Origin of the sequence: Pseudomonas sp. FP2335 (assembly GCF_030687535.1) — a bacterium.
Lineage (GTDB): Bacteria > Pseudomonadota > Gammaproteobacteria > Pseudomonadales > Pseudomonadaceae > Aquipseudomonas.
The window spans coordinates 4,248,753-4,270,800 of sequence record NZ_CP117437.1; the positions used below are offsets into that span (position 1 = coordinate 4,248,753).

General features: G+C 61.9%; 23 protein-coding genes. All 23 read right to left on the minus strand.

Going from position 1 to position 22,048, the window contains the following annotated elements; all coding sequences use genetic code 11:
• Nucleotides 1-5 precede the first annotated feature (5 nt).
• Nucleotides 6-1,634, minus strand: a complete 1,629-nt coding sequence (locus PSH81_RS19005) for a ShlB/FhaC/HecB family hemolysin secretion/activation protein (protein WP_305391299.1) — start codon at nt 1,632-1,634, stop codon at nt 6-8.
• A 493-nt stretch (nt 1,635-2,127) separates the two neighbouring features.
• On the minus strand, nt 2,128-2,520 hold the full coding sequence (locus PSH81_RS19010; RefSeq protein ID WP_226455008.1) for a DUF2802 domain-containing protein: 393 nt from the start codon (nt 2,518-2,520) through the stop codon (nt 2,128-2,130).
• Nucleotides 2,521-3,006: a chemotaxis protein CheW gene (locus tag PSH81_RS19015; protein ID WP_017735234.1), complete on the minus strand. Its 486-nt coding sequence runs from the start codon at nt 3,004-3,006 to the stop codon at nt 2,521-2,523.
• A gap of 79 nt (nt 3,007-3,085) precedes the next feature.
• On the minus strand, nt 3,086-3,859 hold the full coding sequence (locus PSH81_RS19020) for a CheW domain-containing protein (RefSeq protein ID WP_192296987.1): 774 nt from the start codon (nt 3,857-3,859) through the stop codon (nt 3,086-3,088).
• A complete protein-coding gene (locus PSH81_RS19025) occupies nt 3,859-4,647 on the minus strand; it encodes a ParA family protein (protein WP_192296988.1) in 789 nt (262 codons plus the stop codon). The genes PSH81_RS19020 and PSH81_RS19025 overlap by 1 nt, the downstream gene beginning before the upstream one ends.
• A gap of 50 nt (nt 4,648-4,697) precedes the next feature.
• A complete protein-coding gene (gene motD / locus PSH81_RS19030; RefSeq protein WP_226455006.1) occupies nt 4,698-5,585 on the minus strand; it encodes a flagellar motor protein MotD in 888 nt (295 codons plus the stop codon).
• Between the two features lie 121 nt (nt 5,586-5,706).
• Entirely contained in the window at nt 5,707-6,447 is a 741-nt protein-coding gene (locus PSH81_RS19035; RefSeq protein WP_192296990.1) for a flagellar motor protein, read from the minus strand.
• Entirely contained in the window at nt 6,447-7,577 is a 1,131-nt protein-coding gene (locus PSH81_RS19040) for a chemotaxis response regulator protein-glutamate methylesterase (protein ID WP_305391300.1), read from the minus strand. Before PSH81_RS19040 ends, PSH81_RS19035 begins: the two co-directional genes overlap by 1 nt.
• Nucleotides 7,578-7,624: 47 nt before the next feature.
• Nucleotides 7,625-9,862 carry a chemotaxis protein CheA gene (locus PSH81_RS19045; RefSeq protein ID WP_305391301.1) on the minus strand — a complete coding sequence of 746 codons (2,238 nt, stop codon included), beginning with the start codon at nt 9,860-9,862 and terminating at the stop codon, nt 7,625-7,627.
• Nucleotides 9,863-9,873: 11 nt separating this feature from the next.
• A complete protein-coding gene (locus tag PSH81_RS19050) occupies nt 9,874-10,662 on the minus strand; it encodes a protein phosphatase CheZ (RefSeq protein WP_192296993.1) in 789 nt (262 codons plus the stop codon).
• Between the two features lie 18 nt (nt 10,663-10,680).
• Entirely contained in the window at nt 10,681-11,055 is a 375-nt protein-coding gene (locus tag PSH81_RS19055) for a chemotaxis response regulator CheY (RefSeq protein WP_192296994.1), read from the minus strand.
• A gap of 168 nt (nt 11,056-11,223) precedes the next feature.
• Nucleotides 11,224-11,964 carry an RNA polymerase sigma factor FliA gene (gene fliA, locus PSH81_RS19060; RefSeq protein WP_065909829.1) on the minus strand — a complete coding sequence of 247 codons (741 nt, stop codon included), beginning with the start codon at nt 11,962-11,964 and terminating at the stop codon, nt 11,224-11,226.
• Complete coding sequence (gene fleN, locus PSH81_RS19065; RefSeq protein ID WP_003192912.1) at nt 11,961-12,794, minus strand: flagellar synthesis regulator FleN; 834 nt, start codon at nt 12,792-12,794, stop codon at nt 11,961-11,963. The genes fliA and fleN overlap by 4 nt, the downstream gene beginning before the upstream one ends.
• A 106-nt stretch (nt 12,795-12,900) precedes the next feature.
• Nucleotides 12,901-14,217: a flagellar biosynthesis protein FlhF gene (gene flhF, locus PSH81_RS19070; protein ID WP_226455002.1), complete on the minus strand. Its 1,317-nt coding sequence runs from the start codon at nt 14,215-14,217 to the stop codon at nt 12,901-12,903.
• 11 nt (nt 14,218-14,228) lie between these two features.
• Nucleotides 14,229-16,343 carry a flagellar biosynthesis protein FlhA gene (gene flhA, locus PSH81_RS19075; protein ID WP_226455001.1) on the minus strand — a complete coding sequence of 705 codons (2,115 nt, stop codon included), beginning with the start codon at nt 16,341-16,343 and terminating at the stop codon, nt 14,229-14,231.
• 128 nt (nt 16,344-16,471) lie between these two features.
• Nucleotides 16,472-16,672, minus strand: coding sequence for a cold-shock protein (locus PSH81_RS19080; protein ID WP_305391302.1), 201 nt, complete (start codon nt 16,670-16,672; stop codon nt 16,472-16,474).
• Nucleotides 16,673-17,178: 506 nt separating this feature from the next.
• Nucleotides 17,179-18,315: a flagellar biosynthesis protein FlhB gene (gene flhB, locus PSH81_RS19090; RefSeq protein WP_192296999.1), complete on the minus strand. Its 1,137-nt coding sequence runs from the start codon at nt 18,313-18,315 to the stop codon at nt 17,179-17,181.
• Between the two features lie 3 nt (nt 18,316-18,318).
• A complete protein-coding gene (gene fliR / locus PSH81_RS19095; RefSeq protein ID WP_192297000.1) occupies nt 18,319-19,104 on the minus strand; it encodes a flagellar biosynthetic protein FliR in 786 nt (261 codons plus the stop codon).
• A 4-nt stretch (nt 19,105-19,108) separates the two neighbouring features.
• The gene (gene fliQ, locus PSH81_RS19100) at nt 19,109-19,378 is read right to left on the minus strand and encodes a flagellar biosynthesis protein FliQ (RefSeq protein WP_003214552.1); all 270 of its coding nucleotides are present in this window, start codon (nt 19,376-19,378) and stop codon (nt 19,109-19,111) included.
• 4 nt (nt 19,379-19,382) lie between these two features.
• Nucleotides 19,383-20,126 (minus strand): flagellar type III secretion system pore protein FliP, encoded by a 744-nt coding sequence (gene fliP, locus PSH81_RS19105; protein WP_192297001.1) that lies wholly within the window; start codon nt 20,124-20,126, stop codon nt 19,383-19,385.
• Nucleotides 20,126-20,560: a flagellar biosynthetic protein FliO gene (gene fliO / locus PSH81_RS19110; RefSeq protein ID WP_226454998.1), complete on the minus strand. Its 435-nt coding sequence runs from the start codon at nt 20,558-20,560 to the stop codon at nt 20,126-20,128. Before fliO ends, fliP begins: the two co-directional genes overlap by 1 nt.
• A gap of 1 nt (nt 20,561) precedes the next feature.
• Nucleotides 20,562-21,029: a flagellar motor switch protein FliN gene (fliN, locus tag PSH81_RS19115; protein WP_192297003.1), complete on the minus strand. Its 468-nt coding sequence runs from the start codon at nt 21,027-21,029 to the stop codon at nt 20,562-20,564.
• A gap of 43 nt (nt 21,030-21,072) precedes the next feature.
• Nucleotides 21,073-22,041: a flagellar motor switch protein FliM gene (gene fliM / locus PSH81_RS19120; protein WP_017735217.1), complete on the minus strand. Its 969-nt coding sequence runs from the start codon at nt 22,039-22,041 to the stop codon at nt 21,073-21,075.
• Nucleotides 22,042-22,048 lie beyond the last annotated feature (7 nt).

Genomic DNA, 22,048 nt, shown 5'->3' on the forward strand with positions numbered 1-22,048 from the left:
CTCCTTCAAAACGACCAGTTGGCGCTGAAGCCACTGGTCACGTCGGCGGTCTGGAAACCCTTGGGTTTTTCCAGGGGTTTGCCGGTGTAGATGTCATAGGAAAACTGCTTGTAGCCGCCGCGCAGGCCCACCACCGCACCAGCCAGGCGTCGGCCCGCGAGGTGCTGGGTGGAATGCCCGCCGACTTCGCCGTAGTCCACGCCCAGGTACAGCTCCTGGCCGGTGTTGGCCAGGCTCAGGCCCAGGTCGTTGCTGAACGTCCAGCCGCGTTCGGCCGACAGGATCTGCTCGCCGTCAAAACCGCGCACGGTGTAGCGCCCGCCAATCGAAAAGCGGTCCTGAGGGATCAGCGGCGTGCGGTTCCACTGCCCGCGCCAGCCCGCGACGTAACGCAGGCGTTGATCGGCCAGGGTGAACGGCACCTGCAATTGCGCGTTGGCGCTGATGATCTGCGAGCGCGAGGTGCCTTCGCCGGTTTCTTCTTCGGGGGCACGCAGTGCATCGCGGGCGCCGGTGCCACGGCGATAACCCACGCCAAGGTCGAGGGTGCTGGCGCCGATGAATTCACGGTGATTGATCCCGGCCTGCCAACCGGCCATGCGCCGCCGTTGCGATTCGATTTCGGTGTCTTCGACGTAGTTGCTGGAGGTGCGGCTCCAGCCGCCGACCGACACGGTGGTCTTGCGCACTGCGTCGCGGTAGATCACCCGTGACAGCTGCACCTCGTTGGTCCGGCTGCGGCCACTGTAGGCATAGGCCTGGTTCACCCCGGCGATCGTCTGGTGGTAGTCGTATTCGCTGGACGTCAGGCTCAACTGCCAATAGTCGTAGGGCACCGAGTAGTGCACGGTGTGGCCCTTCGAGCCGCGATCGCCGCTCTGACCGCCGCCCAGGTCGTGGTTGAAGCTGATGTAGAACAGGTCGTTGAGACTCGCCAGATTATCCAGCGACAGGGCAACGTTGCCCTGGTACTTGCCGGTCTGTTTGCTGCCGGAGTCGTCCACCGACAGGCTGACGCGCACCGGAATCGCCTGCTTCCAGGCAATCACCACATCGCTCTCCCCCGGCTGCGCGTCCGCGCCTTCGGCCGGCGTGATCTGCACGTCGGCTTCGGCGGTGGGCACGCGCTTGAAGTTTTCCAGCGCCTGTTCGATGTCGCGCAGGTTGAGCACATCGCCAGGCGACGCGGGCATGGCGTTCCAGTAGTTGGCGCGGCTGGAGGTACCCGGGGCGAAACGGATGTGCTTGATGCGCCCCGGCACCAGCACCAACGCCAGCGTGCCCTGGTTCAAGTCCTGGGCCTGGGCGAGGACGCGGGTGGTGATGAAGCCCTTGGCGATGATCGCGTTCTGGATGCGTTTCATCGTCAGGTTGATACCGGCAGAGCCGATACATTGGCCCAGCACCGGATCGTCGCTCGGGTTGGCGGCACGCAAGGCCCACTGGAAATCTTCGGATTGCTCGCCGGTGAGGACCACGCGGTCGATCTTGAAGCACGGCGTTTCATTGCGCGGCAGACGCAGGGTGCCGGTGCTGTCTTGCGGAGCTTCGAGACGCACGTCGGGGGACGGCTCCAACTGCTCGCGCTGGGCACGTTCACGTTGTTGCTGCAGGAGCAATTGCTGGGCAGGCACTTGAGGTTCAGCCGCGAGTGCCGCCGCGCTGGTTAGAAAACCGACAAGGGAGCAGGTGGCGACGCAAGACTGCAGCAAAACAGAGGGTTTTGTTCTAGGTAGAGCGTCGAAAGACATTTCGCATCCTTGTGAGTGAAACTTCCTACATGCGCAGGTTGGTCACCACAAAGACATAAAAGTGCCATCGGGATGTATGGCCTTGTGACACATTTCGCAAAAACGGGGGGTGGGAAAGGCTCGGATTTTAGTGTTGAAGGCTCTATCTCGAGGCCTAGAGCTGATTTCTCCAGACTCGACAAAAATTCAACTTTTGTACAGCTTCATATCCCGATCTACACAACTGTAGTGAGCGGGCTTGCCCCGCGCTGGGTGGCGCAGCCGCCCCAAACGGGCCGACGCGGTTTTTCAGGAAGACCGAGGTACCTGGATTGGGGCGGCTTCGCCACCCAGCGCGGGGCAAGCCCGCTCACTACAGTTGGGATGAAACCAAGGATCAGCTCTTGTGCAACTTGCTCATCAACTGCGCCTCGGCCTGGGTCAGGCCGCAAGACTGGGTCAGCTCATCCACCGTCGCGCCCATGCCCACCAGCTTCGCCGCCTGGGCAAACGACAGGCTCGACGGATCACGCTGCTCGATCTGCGCCAGCTTGTCCGGCAACGGTGCGAGGATCGCGCGCAGTTCATGCACCTCGTCCCCGACCCGCACCGCACTTTGCTGGAAGTGATCGACACGCTTGGCCAGCTCGACCACACGCCGGTCGCGCACGGCGTCGCGCTCGGCCTGTTGCAGGGCCACTTCCCGTTGCTGGCGCAAATAGCGCAGCAGGAAGGCCAACGTCCCGACCCACAACAGGGCCAGGACGATCACTGCCGCTTCAAGAAACAATCAGATGTTCTCCAGATCCGACCATTCTTCTTCGCTCATCATCTTGTCCAGCTCAACCAGAATCAGCAGTTCGCCGTTCTTGTTGCACACGCCCTGGATGAACTTGGCAGATTCTTCGTTACCGACGTTCGGCGCGGTTTCCACTTCCGATTGGCGCAGGTAAACCACTTCGGCCACGCTGTCGACCATGATCCCGACCACTTGCTTGTCGGCTTCGATGATGACGATACGGGTGTTGTCGTTGACTTCGGTCGGCACCAGGCCAAAACGCTGGCGGGTGTCGATCACCGTCACCACGTTGCCGCGCAGGTTGATGATGCCCAGCACGTAGCTCGGCGCACCCGGTACCGGCGCGATCTCGGTGTAGCGCAGCACTTCCTGCACGCGCATTACGTTGATGCCATAGGACTCGTTGTCCAGCTTGAAGGTTACCCATTGCAGGATCGGATCATCCAAACCTTGTGCGGACGCTGACTTGTTGTTCATACCCCTGACCCCTTCAAATGCCGTTGAAACGGCGTGTGTACTTCGTTGGCCGCACTTGCGCGCGGCCCTTATTGTTCAATCAACTGCGTGTGTTACCGGGCATCGACTTGACGGCCCCACTGGCGATCAGCTCGGCCAATTCGGACACGTCGAGCAATGCGCACATGTGTTCGATCACGGTGCCCGCCAGCCAAGGCCGCTGGCCCCGGTGGCTGCGCCATTTGATTTCGTTCGGGTCCAGGCGCAACGAGCGGCTGACTTGATGCACCGCCAGCCCCCACTCGTAGCCCTGCACCGAGATCACGTATTGCAAACCCTGGCGGAAGTCGTCGCGGTAGCGGTCGGGCATCACCCAGCGCGCTGTGTCGAGCACCTTGAGGTTGCCGGCCTGGCTGGGCAGGATGCCGAGGAACCACTCCGGTTGCCCGAACAATGGCGTCAACTCCTGGCCTTCCAGGGAGTAGATCGAGCCCAGGCACACCAGCGGCACCGCCAGGGTCAAGCCGGCGACGTCGAACAGCAGGCACTCGAACGGCTCGGCAGCCCAGCTTGGGCGACCATCACCAGTGACCGGCGGTGGCGTGATGCTCGGCGGCAGGTGCACTTCGACCACCGGCTCGACCACCACCGGGGCGACCACCACGGGCTCAAATGGCGCTACAACCGGGGCAACGTGGGCATCACGGGCTTGTTCTTCGAGCACTGCCAACTGGAATTCATCCAGCGTGCTTTCTGGCTCAAGCACCAGAATCGGCTCGGGCAACTCTTCGGCGGTCGCCTCCTGCAGCAGGGCATCCAGGTAGGATTCCAGTGCCAGTTGTGGCCGGGTCTTAAGTTCGACAGGACGGTTCATCAAGCCACCTGCGCCACAAGTTGCTGGGACAACAGGTGTTTGAGCAGCGCGCGGTAGGCCATCACGCCACGGCTCTTGCCGTCGAACTGTGACGGCGTGAGGCCGGCGCGGCTGGCGTCACGCAGGCGCGTGTCCACCGGGATGTAGCCGTTCCAGATGGTGTCCGGGTAGGCATCGCGCAATACGCGCAAGGTGCCGAGGGACGCCTGGGTACGGCGGTCGAACAAGGTCGGCACGATGCTGTACGGCAGCGCCTGCTTGCGCGAGCGGTTGATCATCGCCAGGGTGCTGACCATGCGTTCCAGGCCTTTGACCGCCAGGTGCTCGGTCTGTACCGGGATCACCAGTTGCTGGCTGGCCGCCAAGGCGTTGACCATCAGCACGCCGAGCAACGGCGGGCTGTCGATGATGGCGTAGTCGAAGTCCTGCCACAGTTGCGCCAAGGTCTTGGCGATCACCAGGCCCAGGCCGCTCTGCCCCGGCGACTGGCGCTCGAGGGTGGCCAGCGCGGTGCTCGACGGCAACAGGGAAATGCTGTCGTTGCTGGTGGGCAGCAGCAGTTGCCCCGGCAGGTCGGCCGGCACACTGCCTTTGTGCAGGAACAGGTCGTAGCAGCTGTGTTCCAGCGCATCCGGGTCGTAGCCGAAGTAGCTGGTCATCGAGCCGTGGGGGTCGAGGTCGACCACGACCACACGCTTGCCCGCCTCGGCCAGCAAGCCGGCTAAGGCGATGGAGGTGGTGGTCTTGCCGACTCCACCTTTTTGATTGGCAACTGCCCAGACTCTCATTCGGTTAGTTCCTCCCGGTGGGCACAGGCGCGACCGAGACATTGCATAGGTTATTGAGCCGGTGACGGAGAATTGACGGAGCTCTGACGCACCGGCGGCTTTGCAGGGGCCGGTGCAGTTTGTGTGCCAGCCCGCTTCAAGGCCGCATCCGGTGTTGCATTAGCGGTGCCGGTGCCGGTCAGGCTGCGGCGCACATCCAGGTTGCGGGATACCACCAGCACTACCCGGCGGTTCTTGGCGCGGCCTTCTACCGTGGCGTTATTCGCCACTGGCTGGAACTCACCATACCCCACCGACGCCAGGCGTCCGGGGTTCACACCCTGCATCGCGAGCATGCGCACGATGCTCGACGCCCGCGCCGAGGACAGCTCCCAGTTGGTCGGGTACTGCGCGGTGCTGATCGGGAAATTATCGGTAAAGCCCTCGACGTGGATCGGGTTCTCGAACGGTTTGAGGATCGCCGCGACCTTGTCGATGATGGTGAACGCCTGGTCGCTGGGCAGCGCATCGGCACTGGCGAACAGCAGGCTGGAATTGAGTTCGATCTCGACCCACAACTCATTGCCGCGCACGGTCATCTGGTTGGAACTGATCAGGTCGCCAAAGGCGGCGCTGATGTCGTCGGCGATGCTCTTGAGTGGATCACTGGTGCCACCGACGCCGGCGGCGGTTTCGTCGCTGTCGTTGACCAGCGGCTTGGCCGGGGTCACGGTCCTGGGCCGCTCTTCGCCAATGGGAATCGGCTTGAGGGCGCGATCGGTGTCGTTGAACACCCCGATCAGCGCCTGGGAAATGACTTTGTACTTGCCTTCGTTGATCGACGAGATGGAGTACATCACCACGAAAAACGCGAACAGCAAGGTGATGAAGTCCGCGTAGGACACCAGCCAACGTTCGTGGTTGACGTGTTCTTCAGGCTCGCGACGGCGACGGCTCACTGGCAGTTACCTCTCTGAACACACAATTCCCTGTGGCTGGCGAGCGTGTTGTGGTGGTGACGGGCGAGCTTGCTCGCTCGCCACCAAAGGCCAGTGCGCCACAGATCGATAACCATCGCCATCAGTCCATGAAGCCCTGGAGCTTCAATTCGATGGAGCGTGGGTTTTCCCCCTCGGCAATCGACAGGATGCCTTCGAGCAACATCTCGCGATAACGCGACTGGCGCTGGGCAATGGACTTGAGCTTGCTCGCCACTGGCAGCAACACCAGGTTGGCGCTGGCCACGCCGTAGATGGTGGCGACGAACGCCACGGCAATCCCGCTGCCCAGTTGCGACGGATCGGCGAGGTTGCCCATCACGTGGATCAGGCCCATCACCGCACCAATGATGCCGATGGTCGGCGCGTAGCCGCCCATGCTTTCAAAGACTTTGGCGGCATTGATGTCACGGCTCTCCTGGGTGTAGAAATCCACCTCCAGGATGCTGCGGATCGCTTCCGGTTCGGCGCCGTCCACCAGCAATTGCAGGCCTTTGCGCGCGTAGCTGTCGGGCTCGGCATCGGCCACGCCTTCCAGGCCCAGCAGGCCTTCTTTGCGGGCGGTGAGGCTCCAGTTGACCACGCGGTCGATGCCGCCGGCCAGGTCGACGCGCGGCGGAAAAATGATCCACACCAAGATCTGCATAGCGCGCTTGAACGAGCTCAACGGCGACTGCAACAACGCGGCGCCCACGGTGCCGCCAATCACGATCAACGCAGCCGGACCGTTGGCGAGGGCGCCGAGGTGGCCGCCTTCGAGGTAGTTGCCGCCGATGATTGCGACAAACGCCATGGTAATGCCGATCAGGCTCAACACATCCATTAGAGGCAGGCCTCCACCAGATGCTTGCCGATGTCGTCCAGGCTGTACACGGCGTCGGCCAGTTCAGCCTTGACGATGGCCATGGGCATGCCATAGATCACGCAGCTGGCTTCGTCCTGCGCCCAGATCGCGCTGCCGCCCTGCTTGAGCAGGCGCGCGCCTTCACGGCCGTCGGCGCCCATGCCGGTGAGGACCACCGCCAGAACTTTGTCGCCGTAGGACTTGGCAGCCGAACCGAAGGTGATGTCCACACAGGGTTTGTAGTTCAGGCGCTCGTCGCCCGGCAGGATTTTGATCGCACCGCGCCCGTCCACCATCATCTGCTTGCCACCGGGCGCCAGCAGCGCCAGGCCAGGACGCAGGATGTCGCCATCCTCGGCTTCCTTGACGCTGATGCGGCACAGCTTGTCCAAGCGTTCGGCGAACGCCTTGGTGAAGGCCGCTGGCATGTGTTGGATCAACACGATCGGCGCCGGGAAGTTGGCCGGCAACTGCGTCAACACGCGTTGCAAGGCCACCGGGCCGCCGGTGGAGGTGCCGATAGCGACCAACTTGTAGGCTTTGCGTTTCGGCGCTGGCGAGTACGCCGTGGCGGCCGCAGCACGCGTCGGTGCTGCCACCGCAGGCCGGGCAACCGGAGCGGGTGCCGGGCGACCGAACGTGCTCGCCGATGCGGCAGCCGCCGGTGTCGGCGCAGGCGCGGGGGCCGGTGCGCTGAACAGGCTGCGACGGTTGCTGCGGGAAATACTGTGGACTTTCTCGCACAGCAGTTGCTTGACCTTCTCGGGGTTGCGCGAGATGTCTTCGAAATTTTTCGGCAGGAAGTCCACCGCACCAGCGTCCAGCGCATCGAGGGTTACCCGGGCGCCTTCGTGCGTCAGCGAGGAGAACATCAATACCGGGGTCGGGCAGCGTTGCATGATGTGTCGAACTGCCGTGATGCCATCCATCATCGGCATCTCGTAGTCCATGGTGATCACGTCCGGCTTCAACGCAATGGCTTGATCAATCGCCTCTTTGCCGTTGGTGGCCGTGCCGACCACCTGGATGCTTGGATCGGCGGAAAGAATTTCCGAGACGCGGCGGCGGAAGAAACCCGAATCGTCCACCACCAGGACCTTGACTGCCATAAACACTCCGTTAGGCGGGGCGGGCGAACCGCCCTACCCCACCAGAATCAAATACGCCGAGCGGCGTAACGCTTGAGCATGCTCGGAACATCGAGAATCAGCGCGATCCGACCGTCACCGGTGATGGTCGCACCCGACATGCCCGGGGTTCCCTGCAGCATTTTGCCCAAAGGCTTGATCACCACTTCTTCCTGGCCAACCAGTTGATCGACGACAAAGCCGATACGCTGGGTGCCCACGGAAAGAATCACCACATGGCCTTCGCGCTGCTCTTCATGGGCAGCCGAAGCCACCAGCCAGCGCTTGAGGTAGAACAGTGGCAACGCCTTGTCACGCACGATTACCACTTCCTGGCCGTCGACCACGTTGGTGCGCGACAGGTCGAGGTGGAAGATCTCGTTGACGTTGACCAGCGGGAAGGCGAACGCCTGGTTGCCCAGCATCACCATCAGGGTCGGCATGATCGCCAAGGTCAACGGCACCTTGATCACGATCTTCGAGCCCTGGCCCTTGGTCGAGTAGATATTGATCGAGCCGTTGAGCTGGCTGATCTTGGTCTTCACCACGTCCATGCCGACGCCACGGCCGGACACGTCGGAGATCTCGGTCTTGGTCGAGAAGCCCGGGGCGAAGATCAGGTTGTAGCACTCGGTGTCGGTCAGGCGGTCGGCGGCGTCCTTGTCCATCACGCCACGCTTGACCGCGATATTGCGCAGGATGGTCGGGTCCATGCCTTTGCCGTCATCGGTAATCGACAGCAGGATATGGTCGCCTTCTTGCTCGGCCGCCAGGATCACCTTGCCGCCACGGGACTTGCCCGAGGCTTCGCGTTCTTCCGGGGTTTCCACGCCGTGGTCGACGGCGTTGCGCACCAAGTGGACCAGCGGGTCGGCCAGGGCCTCGACAAGGTTTTTGTCGAGGTCGGTTTCTTCACCCACCAGTTCCAGGTTGATTTCTTTCTTGAGCTGGCGCGCGAGGTCGCGAACCAGGCGCGGGAAGCGGCCGAAGACTTTCTTGATCGGCTGCATCCGCGTTTTCATCACGGCGGTTTGCAGGTCGGCGGTGACCACGTCGAGGTTCGACACGGCCTTCTGCATGGCCTCGTCGCCGCTGTTCAGGCCCAGGCGCACCAGGCGGTTACGCACCAGCACCAGTTCGCCGACCATGTTCATGATGTCGTCCAGGCGTGCGGTATCAACCCGCACGGTGGTTTCGGCTTCACTGGCAGGTTTTTCAGCGCCAGCCGGTGCAGGTGCCGCGGCACGTGCAGGGGCGGCGGCGGCGGGCGCCGCAGCAGGCGCGGGAGCCGGTTTGGCGGCTGCCGGAGTCGCAGCTTTCGCCGCCGCTGCTGGCGCCGGCGTGGCGACCTTGGCCGTCGCGCCCACTTCGGTGAACTTGCCTTTGCCGTGCAGTTCGTCCAGCAACGACTCGAACTCGTGATCGGAGATCAGTCCATCGCCGGCAGGTGCGGCAGGGGCAGCAGGCGTGGCAGCCGCCGCGGTTGGTGCGGTGGCTGCGACGGCGGGCAAGGCGTCGGCCGCAAACGTGCCCTTGCCATGCAGCTGGTCGAGCAACGCTTCAAATTCGTCGTCGGTGATGTCGGTGCTGGTCGAGGCGGCTGGCGCTTCGGCAGGCGTTTCGGTCGGCGCGGCAGGTGCCACCGCGTCGGCGGCGAACTGGCCTTTGCCGTGCAGCTGGTCGAGCAGCGATTCGAATTCAGCGTCGGTAATGTCTTCACCCGTCGGCGCCGCAACGGGCGCTGCCGGAGCTTCAGCCTCGGCCTTGACCGCGCTGAGGGAGTTGAGCAGTTGCTCGAACTCGCTGTCGGTCACGTCCGCTTCGGGCTCTGCCACAGGTTCCGGCACAGCTTCAGCCACCGGTGCCGCCGACATGTCGGCAGGCTCGGCATAGCGCGCCAGGGCGGCCAGCAGTTCCGGCGTAGCTGCGGTGATCGGGGCACGTTCACGCACTTGGCTGAACATGCCGTTGACCGCATCCAGTGCTTCGAGAATCACGTCCATCAACTCCGAGTCGACGTGCCGCTCACCCTTGCGCAGGATGTCGAACACGTTCTCGGCGATGTGGCAGCACTCCACCAGCTCATGGAGCTGGAGGAAGCCGGCGCCCCCTTTTACAGTATGAAAACCGCGAAAAATTGCATTGAGCAGGTTCGCATCATCCGGTCGGCTTTCCAGCTCGACCAGTTGCTCGGACAACTGCTCTAAAATTTCGCCGGCCTCTACAAGGAAATCCTGAAGGATCTCTTCATCGGCGCCGAAGCTCATGTGGGTGCTCCTTAGAAGCCTAAACTGGATAACAGGTCATCGACATCATCTTGACCCGATACAACGTCTTCACGTTTATCGGCATGAATCTGCGGACCTTCACCCTTGGCGAGATGTTTTTGTGGATCTTTTTCCGAGAGGATCGCTTCGCGGTCATGTTCGATGCCGGCAAAACGGTCAACCTGGCCTGCCATGAGCACCAATTTGAGCAAATTGCTTTCCACTTCGGTGACCAATTGGGTCACACGCTTGATCACCTGACCGGTGAGGTCCTGGTAATCCTGGGCCAGCAGAATGTCATTGAGGTTGCTGGAAACCATGCGGTTTTCCTGCTCACTGCGTGACAGGAAACCTTCGACCCGACGTGCCAACTCACGAAACTCTTCGGCCCCGACTTCGCGGCGCATGAAGCGACCCCAGTCGTGGCTCAAGGCCTGGGCTTCGGTGGCCATGCCATTGACCAGAGGCGTGGCGTTTTCCACCAGGTCCATGGTGCGGTTGGCCGCTGCCTCAGTCAGCCTGACCACATAGGACAGGCGCTCGGTGGCATCGGTGATCTGCGAGATCTCTTCGGCCTGGGGCATGTGCGGGTCGATCTGGAAATTGACGATCGCACTATGCAGCTCACGCGTGAGCTTGCCCACTTCCTGGTACAGGCCGCGGTCACGGGTCTGGTTGAGCTCATGGATCAACTGCACCGCGTCGCCGAACTGGCCTCTCTCAAGGCAGTCGACCAACTGGTGAGCATGCTTTTTCAGGGTCGACTCGAAGTCTCCCTGTGATGTTTCTTTATGCTCCATAGCTCCCCCGCGATGGCATTAGCCGTGGATGCGTTCGAAGATTTTTTCGATCTTCTCTTTCAAGGCCAATGCAGTGAAAGGTTTGACCACGTAACCGTTTACCCCGGCTTGGGCGGCTTCGATGATCTGTTCACGCTTGGCTTCGGCGGTCACCATCAACACGGGCAGGCCGCGCAGCTTTTCGTCGGCACGCACGTGACGCAGCAGGTCGATACCGGTCATGCCCGGCATGTTCCAGTCGGTTACCAGAAAGTCGATGCTCCCGCTGTTGAGGATCGGAATCGCCGTAAGGCCGTCATCCGCCTCGACCGTGTTTGTGAACCCAAGGTCACGCAACAGGTTTTTAATGATCCGCCGCATCGTTGAGAAGTCATCAACGATGAGGATTTTCATGTTCTTGTCCAATTCGACCTCCAAGCAGTCTTAAACGCGCCCAGCACCTGGACGCGCCATTTCAATCAACAGGCGTTACACAAAAAGGACTGCCCAGGGCACCACGGCGCAAAACCGCAAAAGCGTCACGCCTTCACGGTCTCGTCTGCAGTGTCCCCACACTGCCTGTCAGCGCGCGCGCCACTCTCCCAACCGCCCCCGCAAGCGGGCTGCGCACTGGCTATGCAGCTGGCTGACACGCGATTCGCTGACCCCCAGGACCTCACCGATTTCCTTGAGGTTCAGCTCTTCGTCGTAGTACAGCGCCAACACCAGTCGCTCACGCTCCGGCAAATTGGCAATCGCGTCCGCCAACGCGCCCTGGAAGCGTTCATCCTCCAGGTCGCGCGACGGCTCAAGATGTGCACTCGCGCCGTCCTCGTGCAGCCCTTCGTGTTCGCCGTCCTGTAGCAGGTCGTCGAAGCTGAACAGGCGGCTGCCCAAGGTATCGTTCAAAATCCCGTAATAATCGTCGAGACTCAATTGGAGTTCGGCCGCAACTTCGTGATCTTTAGCGTCGCGACCGGTTTTTGCTTCAATTGCACGAATTGCGTCACTGACCATGCGCGTATTGCGGTGTACCGACCGCGGCGCCCAATCACCTTTACGCACCTCATCGAGCATCGCGCCACGGATACGGATGCCCGCGTACGTCTCGAAACTGGCACCCTTGCTCGCATCGTATTTGGTCGACACTTCAAGCAGGCCGATCATGCCGGCCTGGATCAAGTCTTCGACCTGCACACTCGCCGGCAGGCGCGCCAGCAGGTGATAGGCGATGCGCTTGACCAGCGGCGCATAGCGCTCGATCAATTCGCCCTGGCTGTCACGTGCCGACTTCTTGTAAAGGTTGTAGCCGCTGGATGTCATAGCACAGGTCCCGCGCTCGTCTGATGCACCAATCGCTCGACGAAAAACTCCAGATGCCCCCGGGGATTGGCGGGCAATGGCCAAGTATCGACCTTCTGAGCAATAGCCTTGAACGCCAGTGCGCACTTCGAACGAGGGAACGCTTCATAGACCGCACGCTGCTTTTGCACGGCCTTGCGCACGCACTCGTCATAGGGAACTGCGCCTACGTATTGTAAGGCGACATCAAGAAAGCGATCCGTGACCTTGGTCAACTTGGCGAACAGGTTGCGCCCTTCCTGCGGGCTCTGGGCCATGTTGGCCAGGACGCGGAAGCGGTTCATGCCGTAGTCACGGTTAAGCAATTTGATCAGGGCGTAGGCATCGGTGATCGAGGTGGGTTCATCGCAGACCACCAGCAAGACTTCCTGCGCGGCGCGCACGAAGCTGACCACCGACTCGCCGATCCCGGCGGCGGTGTCGATCACCAGCACGTCGAGGTTGTCGCCAATGTCGCTGAACGCCTGGATCAGGCCGGCATGCTGCGCCGGGCTCAGGTGCACCATGCTCTGGGTGCCGGAGGCAGCCGGTACGATGCGGATCCCGCCAGGCCCCTGGAGCAGCACATCACGCAGCTCGCAGCGGCCCTCGATCACATCGGCGAGGGTGTGTTTGGGCGTCAGCCCCAGCAGAACGTCGACGTTCGCCAGACCCAGGTCAGCATCCAGCAACATGACCCGACGGCCAAGCTCTGCCAGGGCCAGGGACAAATTCACTGACACGTTAGTTTTCCCGACGCCACCTTTGCCGCCGGTCACCGCGATCACCTGTACGGGATGCATGCTGCCCATTTTATTTCTTTACCTTGTCTTGCTTAGACGCAGGCTACATGGCTTGGCCGCGTGAATCGCTTGCAGACCAACGATGTAGATACATTTCACGGTGTTCGCCCTGCCCTCAACCCACCCGCTTTGCCGGGTTGTGGTAGAGGTCGGCGAACATATCGGCCATCGCTTCCTCGCTAGGCTCTTCTTGCATTTGCACGCTGACAGCGCGGCTGACCAACTGATGACGGCGCGGCAGATGCAAATCATCCGGGATCCGCGGCCCGTCGGTCAGGTAGGCGACCGGTAATTCATGGCTGATCGCCAGGCTCAATACTTCGCCCAGGCTCGCCGTCTCATCCAGTTTAGTCAGGATGCAGCCGGCCAGGCCGCAACGTTTGTAGCTGTGGTATGCAGCGGTAAGAACCTGTTTCTGGCTGGTGGTTGCAAGCACCAGGTAATTTTTCGACTTGATGCCACGCCCGGCCAGGCTTTCCAGTTGCATGCGCAGCGCCGGATCGCTGGCCTGCAGGCCGGCGGTGTCGATCAGCACCACGCGCTTGCGCAGCAGCGGATCGAGGGCGTTGGCCAGGGACTGGCCCGGGTCGACGTGGGTTACCGACACATTGAGGATACGGCCCAGGGTCTTGAGCTGCTCCTGGGCGCCGATGCGGTAGCTGTCCATGCTCACCAGCGCGATGTTGTGCGCGCCGTACTTGAGCACATAACGCGCGGCCAGCTTGGCCAGCGTGGTGGTCTTGCCCATGCCGGCAGGGCCGACCATGGCGATCACACCGCCCTCTTCCAGGGGCTCGATTTCCGGGGTGACGATCATCCGCGCCAGGTGCGCCAACAGCATGCGCCAGGCTTGGCGAGGTTCCTCGATTTCGGTGGTCAGTGCCAGCAGGTCGCGGGACAACGGGCCGGACAGGCCGATGCGTTGCAGGCGGCGCCACAGGTTGGCCTGGGCCGGCTTGCTGCCTTGCAACTGTGTCCACGCCAGGGAGCCCAGCTGCACTTCCAGCAGCTCACGCAGGCCATTGAGTTCAAAGCGCATCGAGTCGAACACACGCTGGTCGACTGCGCCCGCCGGTGGCGGCGCTGCAGGACGCGGTGGTTCGGTGAAGGTGGGCTCAACCAAGGGCTCCGCAGCGGTCAGCGGCAGGCCGGCGAACAACTGGCGATTGGTGGTGGCATCGCTGTCGCCGCGCATGCTCAGTTCGGCCTGGGCCGACACAATGCGCGAGGCGGTCTTGCGCAGCTCGTCTTCGAGTTCCATGTTCGGCACACGCGGCGCCAGCGCCGAAGGCGTGTAATCCAGGGCAGCCGTCAGCTCGACACCGCCGGCAATACGACGGTTACCGATAATCGCGGCATCGGCGCCCAGCTCATCACGCACCAGTTTCATGGCCTGACGCATATCGGCGGCGAAAAAACGCTTCACTTGCATAACCCACTACCTCAGCCGTTGGGCCCTACTGTCGCGACGATAGTCACTTGCTTGTTGTCAGGAATTTCCTGATAAGCCAAAACGTGCAAATTCGGAACTGCCAGGCGTCCAAACCGCGACAACATCGCCCGGACGGGGCCGGCCACCAGCAGAATCACCGGATGGCCCTGCATTTCCTGGCGTTGTGCGGCGTCGATCAACGAACGCTGCAGTTTTTCAGCCATGCTTGGCTCCAGCAGAACGCCCTCTTCCTGGCCTTGTCCTGCCTTCTGAATACTATTGAGCAATATTTGTTCCAACCTTGGCTCCAAGGTGATCACAGGCAGCTCAGACTCAGTCCCTACAATGCTTTGCACGATGGCGCGAGACAATCCGACACGCACCGCCGCCACCAGCGCGGCGGTATCTTGACTCTTGGCGGCATTGTTGGCGACGGCCTCGGCGATGCTGCGAATGTCGCGCACCGGCACCTGTTCGGCCAGCAGCGCCTGCAACACCTTGAGCAACTGCGACAGCGACAGCACGCCCGGCACCAGCTCTTCTGCGAGTTTTGGCGAAGCCTTGGCCAGCAAACCCATCAATTGCTGGACTTCCTCGTGGCCGATCAGCTCGTGGGAGTGCTTGTACAAGATCTGGTTGAGGTGGGTGGCGACCACGGTGCTGGCGTCAACCACGGTGTAGCCCAGGGACTGCGCCTGGCTGCGTTGGCTGATTTCGATCCACACCGCTTCCAGGCCAAAAGCCGGATCTTTGGCGGTAATGCCGTTGAGGCTGCCGAATACCTGGCCGGGGTTGATCGCCAACTCGCGGTCCGGGTAGATCTCGGCTTCGGCGAGGATCACGCCCATCAGGGTCAGGCGGTAGGCACTGGGGGCCAGGTCGAGGTTGTCGCGGATGTGCACGGTGGGCATCAGGAAGCCCAGGTCCTGGGACAATTTTTTGCGCACGCCCTTGATCCGCGCCAGCAGCTGGCCGCCCTGGTTGCGGTCCACCAGCGGGATCAGGCGGTAGCCGACTTCCAGGCCGATCATGTCGATCGGGGTCACGTCGTCCCAGCCCAGCTCCTTGGTTTCCGAGGCGCGGGCCGGGGACGGCAGCAGTTCCTGCTGGCGCGCCACCTCTTGCAGGGCCTGGACCTTGACCGCGTTTTGCTTTCTCCAGAACAGGTACGCCGCGCCGCCTGCCAGGGCCGCCATGCTCAGGAACGATACGTGGGGCATGCCCGGCACGATGCCCATGATCGCCATGATGCCCGCCGCCACGGCCAGGGCCTTGGGCGAGGCAAACATCTGCCGGCTGATCTGCTTGCCCATGTCTTCGGAGCCCGAGGCACGGGTCACCATGATCGCGGCAGCTGTGGATAACAACAGTGATGGCAATTGCGCCACTAAACCGTCACCGATGGTCAGCAAGGCGTACACCTTGCCCGCATCGCCGAAGGTCATGCCGTGCTGGAAGATACCGACGGCCATGCCACCGATCAGGTTGATGAACAGAATCAGCAGGCCGGCGATGGCGTCACCGCGCACGAACTTGCTGGCACCGTCCATGGAACCGTAGAACTCGGCTTCCTGGGCGACTTCCAGGCGGCGAGTCTTGGCTTGGTTCTGGTCGATCAGGCCGGCGTTGAGGTCGGCGTCGATCGCCATCTGCTTGCCGGGCATCGCATCGAGGGTGAACCGTGCGCTCACCTCGGAAATCCGCCCGGCACCCTTGGTCACCACGACGAAGTTGATGATCATCAGGATCGCGAACACCACGATACCGACCACGTAGTTACCGCCGATCACCACCTCACCAAAGGCCTGGATCACCTTGCCGGCGGCGGCGTGGCCGTCCTGGCCGTGAAGCATCACCACGCGGGTCGACGCCACGTTGAGCGCCAGGCGCAACAGGGTTGCCACCAGCAGGATCGTCGGGAATACCGCGAAATCCAACGGTCGCAGCGCGTATACGCAGACCAGCAGGACTACGACGGACAGGGCGATGTTGAAGGTGAAGAACACGTCCAGCAGGAACGGCGGCATCGGCAACATCATCATTGCCAGCATCACCAGTAGCAGCAACGGCACACCCAGATTGCCCCGCGACAGGTCAGTCAGGGTGCCACGGGCCGTGCTGAACATTTGAGAGCGATCTACCACCGGTATTCCTCGTGTTCCTTGAAGCAAAGTTTTGACGCCGGGAGGCGACTTGAAGGCGGTATTGCAAGAAGCCTTCCAACTTTTACCCAAGTCAGACGAGTACCGTTTTTTTACACGACCCGTACGTTTGCAGCCTGCGGCCCTTTTTGTCCGGGCGTTATCTCGAACTCGACCTTTTGCCCTTCAGTAAGGCTCTTGAATCCGCTGGCCTCAATCGCCGAATAGTGGACAAAAACATCCGTACCATCTTCCTGCTGGATAAACCCAAAGCCCTTTTCTGCGTTGAACCACTTCACCGTGCCTGTCGCCATTGCCGCTCTCCCGACATCTCATTCAAAAACCCGAGATCAGTGTGACGTTGACTGCAAAGATGCCCCGGGGACGATGAATCCTGCCAAATCGCACCCGCTGCCCAACCTTGAGCCGAACCCCGACCGAGCTGGTGAGGTCTACCCGCACCTGCTCACTCCCGCCATCCATTGCGATGACCCCTTCCCCTGTCTCACTGCTGTAAAACCTGACGGTTCCGGTCACCCACTTCATTGCTACCTCGCTGCTTGTTCCTACACGCAGTTTCTGCTGCCATGGAAACGCGGGACGCGCAGGCTGGCTACTGTCAGAGTTGACAGGTCAGCAAGGATTTACGACGAACGGTACGCATGCGATTGCCGTAGTGAGCGGGCTTGCCCGCGCTGGGTGGCGAAGCCGCCCCAAACGGGACGCCGCTATGTTTCAGGAAGACCGAGGTGTCGGGATTTAGGGCGGCTTCGCCACCCAGCGCGGGACAAGCCCGCTCACTACAGGGTAAGGGGAAATATCAGGAGTCGCGGCGTAAATCCGGGGGAATCGGCAGGTCCTTGAGCGGATCAGGCCGCTTGCCTTTGCCCGCGCGGTATTGGCGGATCTGATAGACATAGGCCAACACCTGCGCCACCGCCAGGTAAAGCCCGGCCGGGATTTCCTGGTCGAGGTCGGTGGAGTAGAAGATCGACCGCGCCAGTGCCGGCGACTCCAGCAGCAGGATGTCGTTGGCCACGGCGATTTCGCGGATTTTCAGTGCGGTAAAGTCACTGCCCTTGGCCAACAGCATCGGCGCGCCGCCTTTCTCCGGGTCGTACTTGAGCGCCACGGCGTAGTGGGTCGGGTTGGTGATGATCACGTCGGCGTCGGGCACCGAGGCCATCATCTTGCGCTGGGACATTTCCCGCTGCAGTTGGCGAATGCGCTGTTTGACCTCGGGACGCCCTTCCTGGTCCTTGTGTTCATCGCGCACTTCCTGCTTGGTCATCAGCAGTTTCTTGTGGCTTTCCCACAGCTGGATCGGCGCATCCACGGCAGCAATGATGATCAGCCCGGCGGCCATCCACAGCGCGCTCCACCCCACCACCTGCACGCTGTGGATGATCGCCGACTCCAGCGGCTCGTGGGCGATGCGCAGCAGGTCGTCGATGTCGGACGTCAATACCATCAGCGCGACGAACAGGATCAGGATGAATTTGGCCAAGGCCTTGAGCAACTCCACCAGCGCCTTGGCCGAAAACATGCGCTTGAGCCCGGCAGCGGGGTTCATGCGGCTGAATTTGGGCGCCATGCTGCCGGCCGCGAACAGCCAGCCGCCAAGGGCGACCGGGCCGATCAGCGCGGCCAACAGCAAGGTGATCAGGATCGGCTGCACCGCCAGAATCGCGATCTTGCCCGAATGCAGCAGGTACTGGCCCATCGCGCCAGGGTTCAGCAGCACTTCGCGGGGCAAGCTGAAGTTGTGTTTCATCAACTCCATCAAATCCAGCGCCAGGCCACCGCCGTAGATCAGCAGGGCGCCGGCGCCGGCCATCATGGTCGCCACGGTATTCAGCTCTTTCGAGCGGGCGATCTCGCCCTTTTCCCTGGAGTCCTTTTTGCGCTTCTCCGTGGGGTCTTCTGTTTTGTCCTGACCGCTCTCGCTCTCGGCCATGGCTCAGCGCGCCCGTGCCAGATCACGTAAGAACTGCAAGGCGTCGGACGCCAGCGGTTGATACTGATTGAGAATGTCGGCCAGGCCGATCCAGAAAATCCCCATGCCCAACACCAGGGTCAACGGGAAACCAATCGAGAAAATGTTCAGTTGCGGCGCTGCGCGAGTCATCACGCCAAACGCGATGTTGACCACCAGCAGCGCCGTGATCGCGGGCAACACCAGCAGCAGCGAGGCGCCCAGCACCCAACCGAGACGCCCGACCATCTCCCAGAAATGGTTGACCACCAGCCCCGAGCCCACCGGCAAGGTGGTGAAGCTCTCCGTCAGCACTTCGAACGCCACCAGGTGGCCGTTCATGGCAAGGAACAACAAGGTCACCAGCATGGTCAGGAATTGCCCGATCACCGCTGCCGACACGCCGTTGGTGGGGTCGACCATGGACGCGAAGCCCATGCCCATCTGGATCGAGATGATTTGCCCGGCGATCACAAACGCCTGGAAGAACAGTTGCAGGGAGAAGCCCAGCATGGCGCCGATCAGCACTTGCTCGGCGATCAGCAGCAAGGCGCTGAGATCGAGCGCATTCACAGGTGGCATCGGCGGCAAGCCGGGGACCAGCACCACGGTGATCGCCACCGCGAAATACAGGCGCACCCGGCGCGGCACCAGGGTCGTGCCGAACACCGGCATGGCCATCAACATCGCCGTCACGCGAAACAGCGGCAGAATGAAGGACGCCACCCAGGTACTGATCTGGGTGTCGGTCAATGCCAGCAAGGATTGCATCGGCTCAGCCGATCAACTGCGGAATACTGCCGTACAACTGCAGGATGTATTCCATGAAGGTTTGCACCAGCCACGGGCCGGCGACGATCAGGGTGATCAGCATCACCAGCAGGCGCGGCAGGAAGCTCAAGGTCTGTTCGTTGATCTGGGTCGCGGCCTGGAACATCGCCACCAACAGGCCCACCAACAGGCTTGGTACCACCAGCACGGCAACCATCATGGTGGTCAGCCACAGCGCTTCACGGAACAGGTCAACGGCGACTTCTGGCGTCATGGCGCTATACCCCTCCGAAACTGCCGGCGAGCGTGCCGATAATCAGCGCCCAGCCGTCCACCAGCACAAACAGCATGATTTTGAACGGCAACGAGATGATCAGCGGCGACAGCATCATCATCCCCATGGCCATCAGCACGCTCGCCACCACCAGGTCGATGATCAGGAACGGGATAAAGATCATGAAGCCGATCTGGAACGCGGTCTTCAATTCGGAGGTGACGAACGCCGGCACCAGGATGGTCAACGGCGCCTGGTCCGGGGTGGCGATGTCGGTGCGCTTGGACAGGCGCATGAACAGCTCCAGGTCGCTGGAGCGGGTCTGCGACAGCATGAAGTCCTTGATCGGCCCCTGGGCCTTGTCGATCGCGACTTGGGCAGTGATGGTTTCGGCGAGGTAAGGCTGCAGGGCTTGCTGGTTCACCTTGTCGAACACCGGCGCCATGATGAACATCGTCAGGAACAGGGCCATGCCGGTGAGGATCTGGTTCGACGGCGTCTGCTGCAAGCCGAGGGCCTGGCGCAGGATCGAGAACACGATGATGATCCGCGTGAAACTGGTCATCAGCATGACAAACGCCGGGATGAAACTCAGCGCAGTCATGATCAGCAGGATCTGCAGGCTGACCGAATATTCCTGGGCGCCGGCGGCGTTGGTGCCCAGGGTAATCGCCGGGATCGACAACGGGTCGGCGGCGAACGCCAGTGGCGCAGCCAGCAACAGCATGAGCGTCAAGAAAACGCGCATTACTTCTTATCCTTCTGATCCTTGCCCAACAACTCCATCAGGCGCTGGGCGAATTCTGGCGTGGCGGACTGGGTCTGATCCACGTTGACGGGCGTCTTGAGCACATGCAGCGGGGTGATGCGGCCGGGGGTGAGGCCGAGCAGGATCTGCTCCTCACCCACCTGCACCAGCACCAGCCGATCACGCGGGCCCAGGGCGCGCGAGCCGATCAGTTCGATCACCTGGGCGTTGCCCGGGCCGACGTTCTGCACGCGGCGCATCAGCCAGGCGAGCACGAAGATCAAGCCGACCACCAGCAACAGGCCCAGCACCAGTTGGGTCAACTGGCCACCGACGCCACTGCCGACCGGTGCCGCCGCGGCCTGGGCCACGGGCTCCGCCGCCAACACGCTCAACGGCAGCGCGAGCAACAGTGCGAGCATCAGCCGCTTCATATCAGCGCAACTTCTTGATGCGTTCGCTCGGGCTGATCACGTCGGTCAGGCGGATGCCGAACTTTTCGTTGACCACCACCACTTCGCCGTGGGCGATCAGGGTGCCATTGACCAGTACGTCCAGCGGCTCACCGGCCAGGCGATCGAGCTCGATCACCGAACCCTGGTTGAGTTGCAGCAGGTTGCGGATGTTGATGTCGGTGCTGCCGACTTCCATGGAGATCGACACCGGGATGTCGAGGATCACGTCCAGGTTCGGGCCATCGAGGCTCACCGGCTCGTGGTTCTTCGGCACGCTGCCGAATTCTTCCATCTGCAAGCGGTTGCCGGCCGGCGCGGTGGCGGCGTCAGCGGCCAGCAGCGCGTCGATGTCGTCCTGGCCGACTTCGCCAGTTTCTTCCAGGGCCGCAGCCCATTCGTCAGCCAGGGCCTGGTCTTCGGCGGAAGTGTTTTCGTGTTCGGTAGCCATTACATGTCCTCGGCGGAGCAAGCATTCATAAATTAGGGTTGGATCAGCGACGGTTGATCGGCTCGATCACTTGCAGTGCCAGGTTGCCCTTGTGGGAACCGAGCTTGACCTTGAATGACGGCACGCCATTGGCGCGCATGATCATTTCTTCCGGCAATTCCACAGGGATCACATCACCCGGCTGCATGTGCAGGATGTCACGCAGGCGCAATTGGCGACGGGCCACGGTGGCGCTGAGCGGCACGTCCACATCCAGCAGGTCTTCGCGCAGGGCCTTGACCCAACGCTCGTCCTGATCGTCCAGGTCGGACTGGAAACCGGCGTCGAGCATCTCGCGCACCGGCTCGATCATCGAGTACGGCATGGTCACGTGCAGGTCGCCGCCACCGCCATCGAGTTCGATGTGGAACGTGGACACCACAATGGCTTCGCTGGGGCCGACGATGTTGGCCATGGCCGGGTTCACTTCCGAGTTGATGTACTCGAAATTGACTTCCATGATCGCCTGCCAGGCTTCCTTCAAGTCGATGAAGGCTTGCTCCAGCACCATGCGCACCACCCGCAGTTCGGTGGGGGTGAATTCACGGCCTTCGATCTTGGCGTGACGGCCGTCGCCGCCGAAGAAGTTGTCCACCAGCTTGAACACCAGCTTGGCGTCAAGGATGAACAGCGCGGTGCCGCGCAGCGGCTTGATCTTGACCAGGTTGAGGCTGGTGGGCACGTACAGCGAGTGCACGTATTCACCGAACTTCATCACCTGCACGCCACCGACCGCCACGTCCGCCGAGCGGCGCAGCATGTTGAACATGCTGATGCGGGTGTAACGGGCGAAACGTTCGTTGATCATCTCCAGGGTCGGCATACGTCCACGGACGATGCGATCCTGGCTGGTCAGGTCATAACTTTTGACGCTGCCGGGTTCGGCAGCCATTTCGGTCTGCACCAGACCATCGTCGACGCCATGCAACAGCGCGTCGATTTCATCCTGGGACAGCAGGTCTTGCACGGCCATGTCGTGA

Excerpts from the sequence above, each read along its gene's own strand:
- PSH81_RS19015 (WP_017735234.1), bottom strand. The coding sequence starts at position 3,006 with ATGAACAACAAGTCAGCGTCCGCACAAGGTTTGGATGATCCGATCCTG.
- PSH81_RS19020 (WP_192296987.1), bottom strand. The coding sequence starts at position 3,859 with ATGAACCGTCCTGTCGAACTTAAGACCCGGCCACAACTGGCACTGGAA.
- PSH81_RS19025 (WP_192296988.1), bottom strand. The coding sequence starts at position 4,647 with ATGAGAGTCTGGGCAGTTGCCAATCAAAAAGGTGGAGTCGGCAAGACC.
- PSH81_RS19035 (WP_192296990.1), bottom strand. The coding sequence starts at position 6,447 with ATGGATGTGTTGAGCCTGATCGGCATTACCATGGCGTTTGTCGCAATC.
- PSH81_RS19040 (WP_305391300.1), bottom strand. The coding sequence starts at position 7,577 with ATGGCAGTCAAGGTCCTGGTGGTGGACGATTCGGGTTTCTTCCGCCGC.
- PSH81_RS19045 (WP_305391301.1), bottom strand. The coding sequence starts at position 9,862 with ATGAGCTTCGGCGCCGATGAAGAGATCCTTCAGGATTTCCTTGTAGAG.
- PSH81_RS19050 (WP_192296993.1), bottom strand. The coding sequence starts at position 10,662 with ATGGAGCATAAAGAAACATCACAGGGAGACTTCGAGTCGACCCTGAAA.
- PSH81_RS19055 (WP_192296994.1), bottom strand. The coding sequence starts at position 11,055 with ATGAAAATCCTCATCGTTGATGACTTCTCAACGATGCGGCGGATCATT.
- fliA (WP_065909829.1), bottom strand. The coding sequence starts at position 11,964 with ATGACATCCAGCGGCTACAACCTTTACAAGAAGTCGGCACGTGACAGC.
- fleN (WP_003192912.1), bottom strand. The coding sequence starts at position 12,794 with ATGGGCAGCATGCATCCCGTACAGGTGATCGCGGTGACCGGCGGCAAA.
- flhF (WP_226455002.1), bottom strand. The coding sequence starts at position 14,217 with ATGCAAGTGAAGCGTTTTTTCGCCGCCGATATGCGTCAGGCCATGAAA.
- flhA (WP_226455001.1), bottom strand. The coding sequence starts at position 16,343 with ATGTTCAGCACGGCCCGTGGCACCCTGACTGACCTGTCGCGGGGCAAT.
- PSH81_RS19080 (WP_305391302.1), bottom strand. The coding sequence starts at position 16,672 with ATGGCGACAGGCACGGTGAAGTGGTTCAACGCAGAAAAGGGCTTTGGG.
- flhB (WP_192296999.1), bottom strand. The coding sequence starts at position 18,315 with ATGGCCGAGAGCGAGAGCGGTCAGGACAAAACAGAAGACCCCACGGAG.
- fliR (WP_192297000.1), bottom strand. The coding sequence starts at position 19,104 with ATGCAATCCTTGCTGGCATTGACCGACACCCAGATCAGTACCTGGGTG.
- fliQ (WP_003214552.1), bottom strand. The coding sequence starts at position 19,378 with ATGACGCCAGAAGTCGCCGTTGACCTGTTCCGTGAAGCGCTGTGGCTG.
- fliP (WP_192297001.1), bottom strand. The coding sequence starts at position 20,126 with ATGCGCGTTTTCTTGACGCTCATGCTGTTGCTGGCTGCGCCACTGGCG.
- fliO (WP_226454998.1), bottom strand. The coding sequence starts at position 20,560 with ATGAAGCGGCTGATGCTCGCACTGTTGCTCGCGCTGCCGTTGAGCGTG.
- fliN (WP_192297003.1), bottom strand. The coding sequence starts at position 21,029 with ATGGCTACCGAACACGAAAACACTTCCGCCGAAGACCAGGCCCTGGCT.
- fliM (WP_017735217.1), bottom strand. The coding sequence starts at position 22,041 with ATGGCCGTGCAAGACCTGCTGTCCCAGGATGAAATCGACGCGCTGTTG.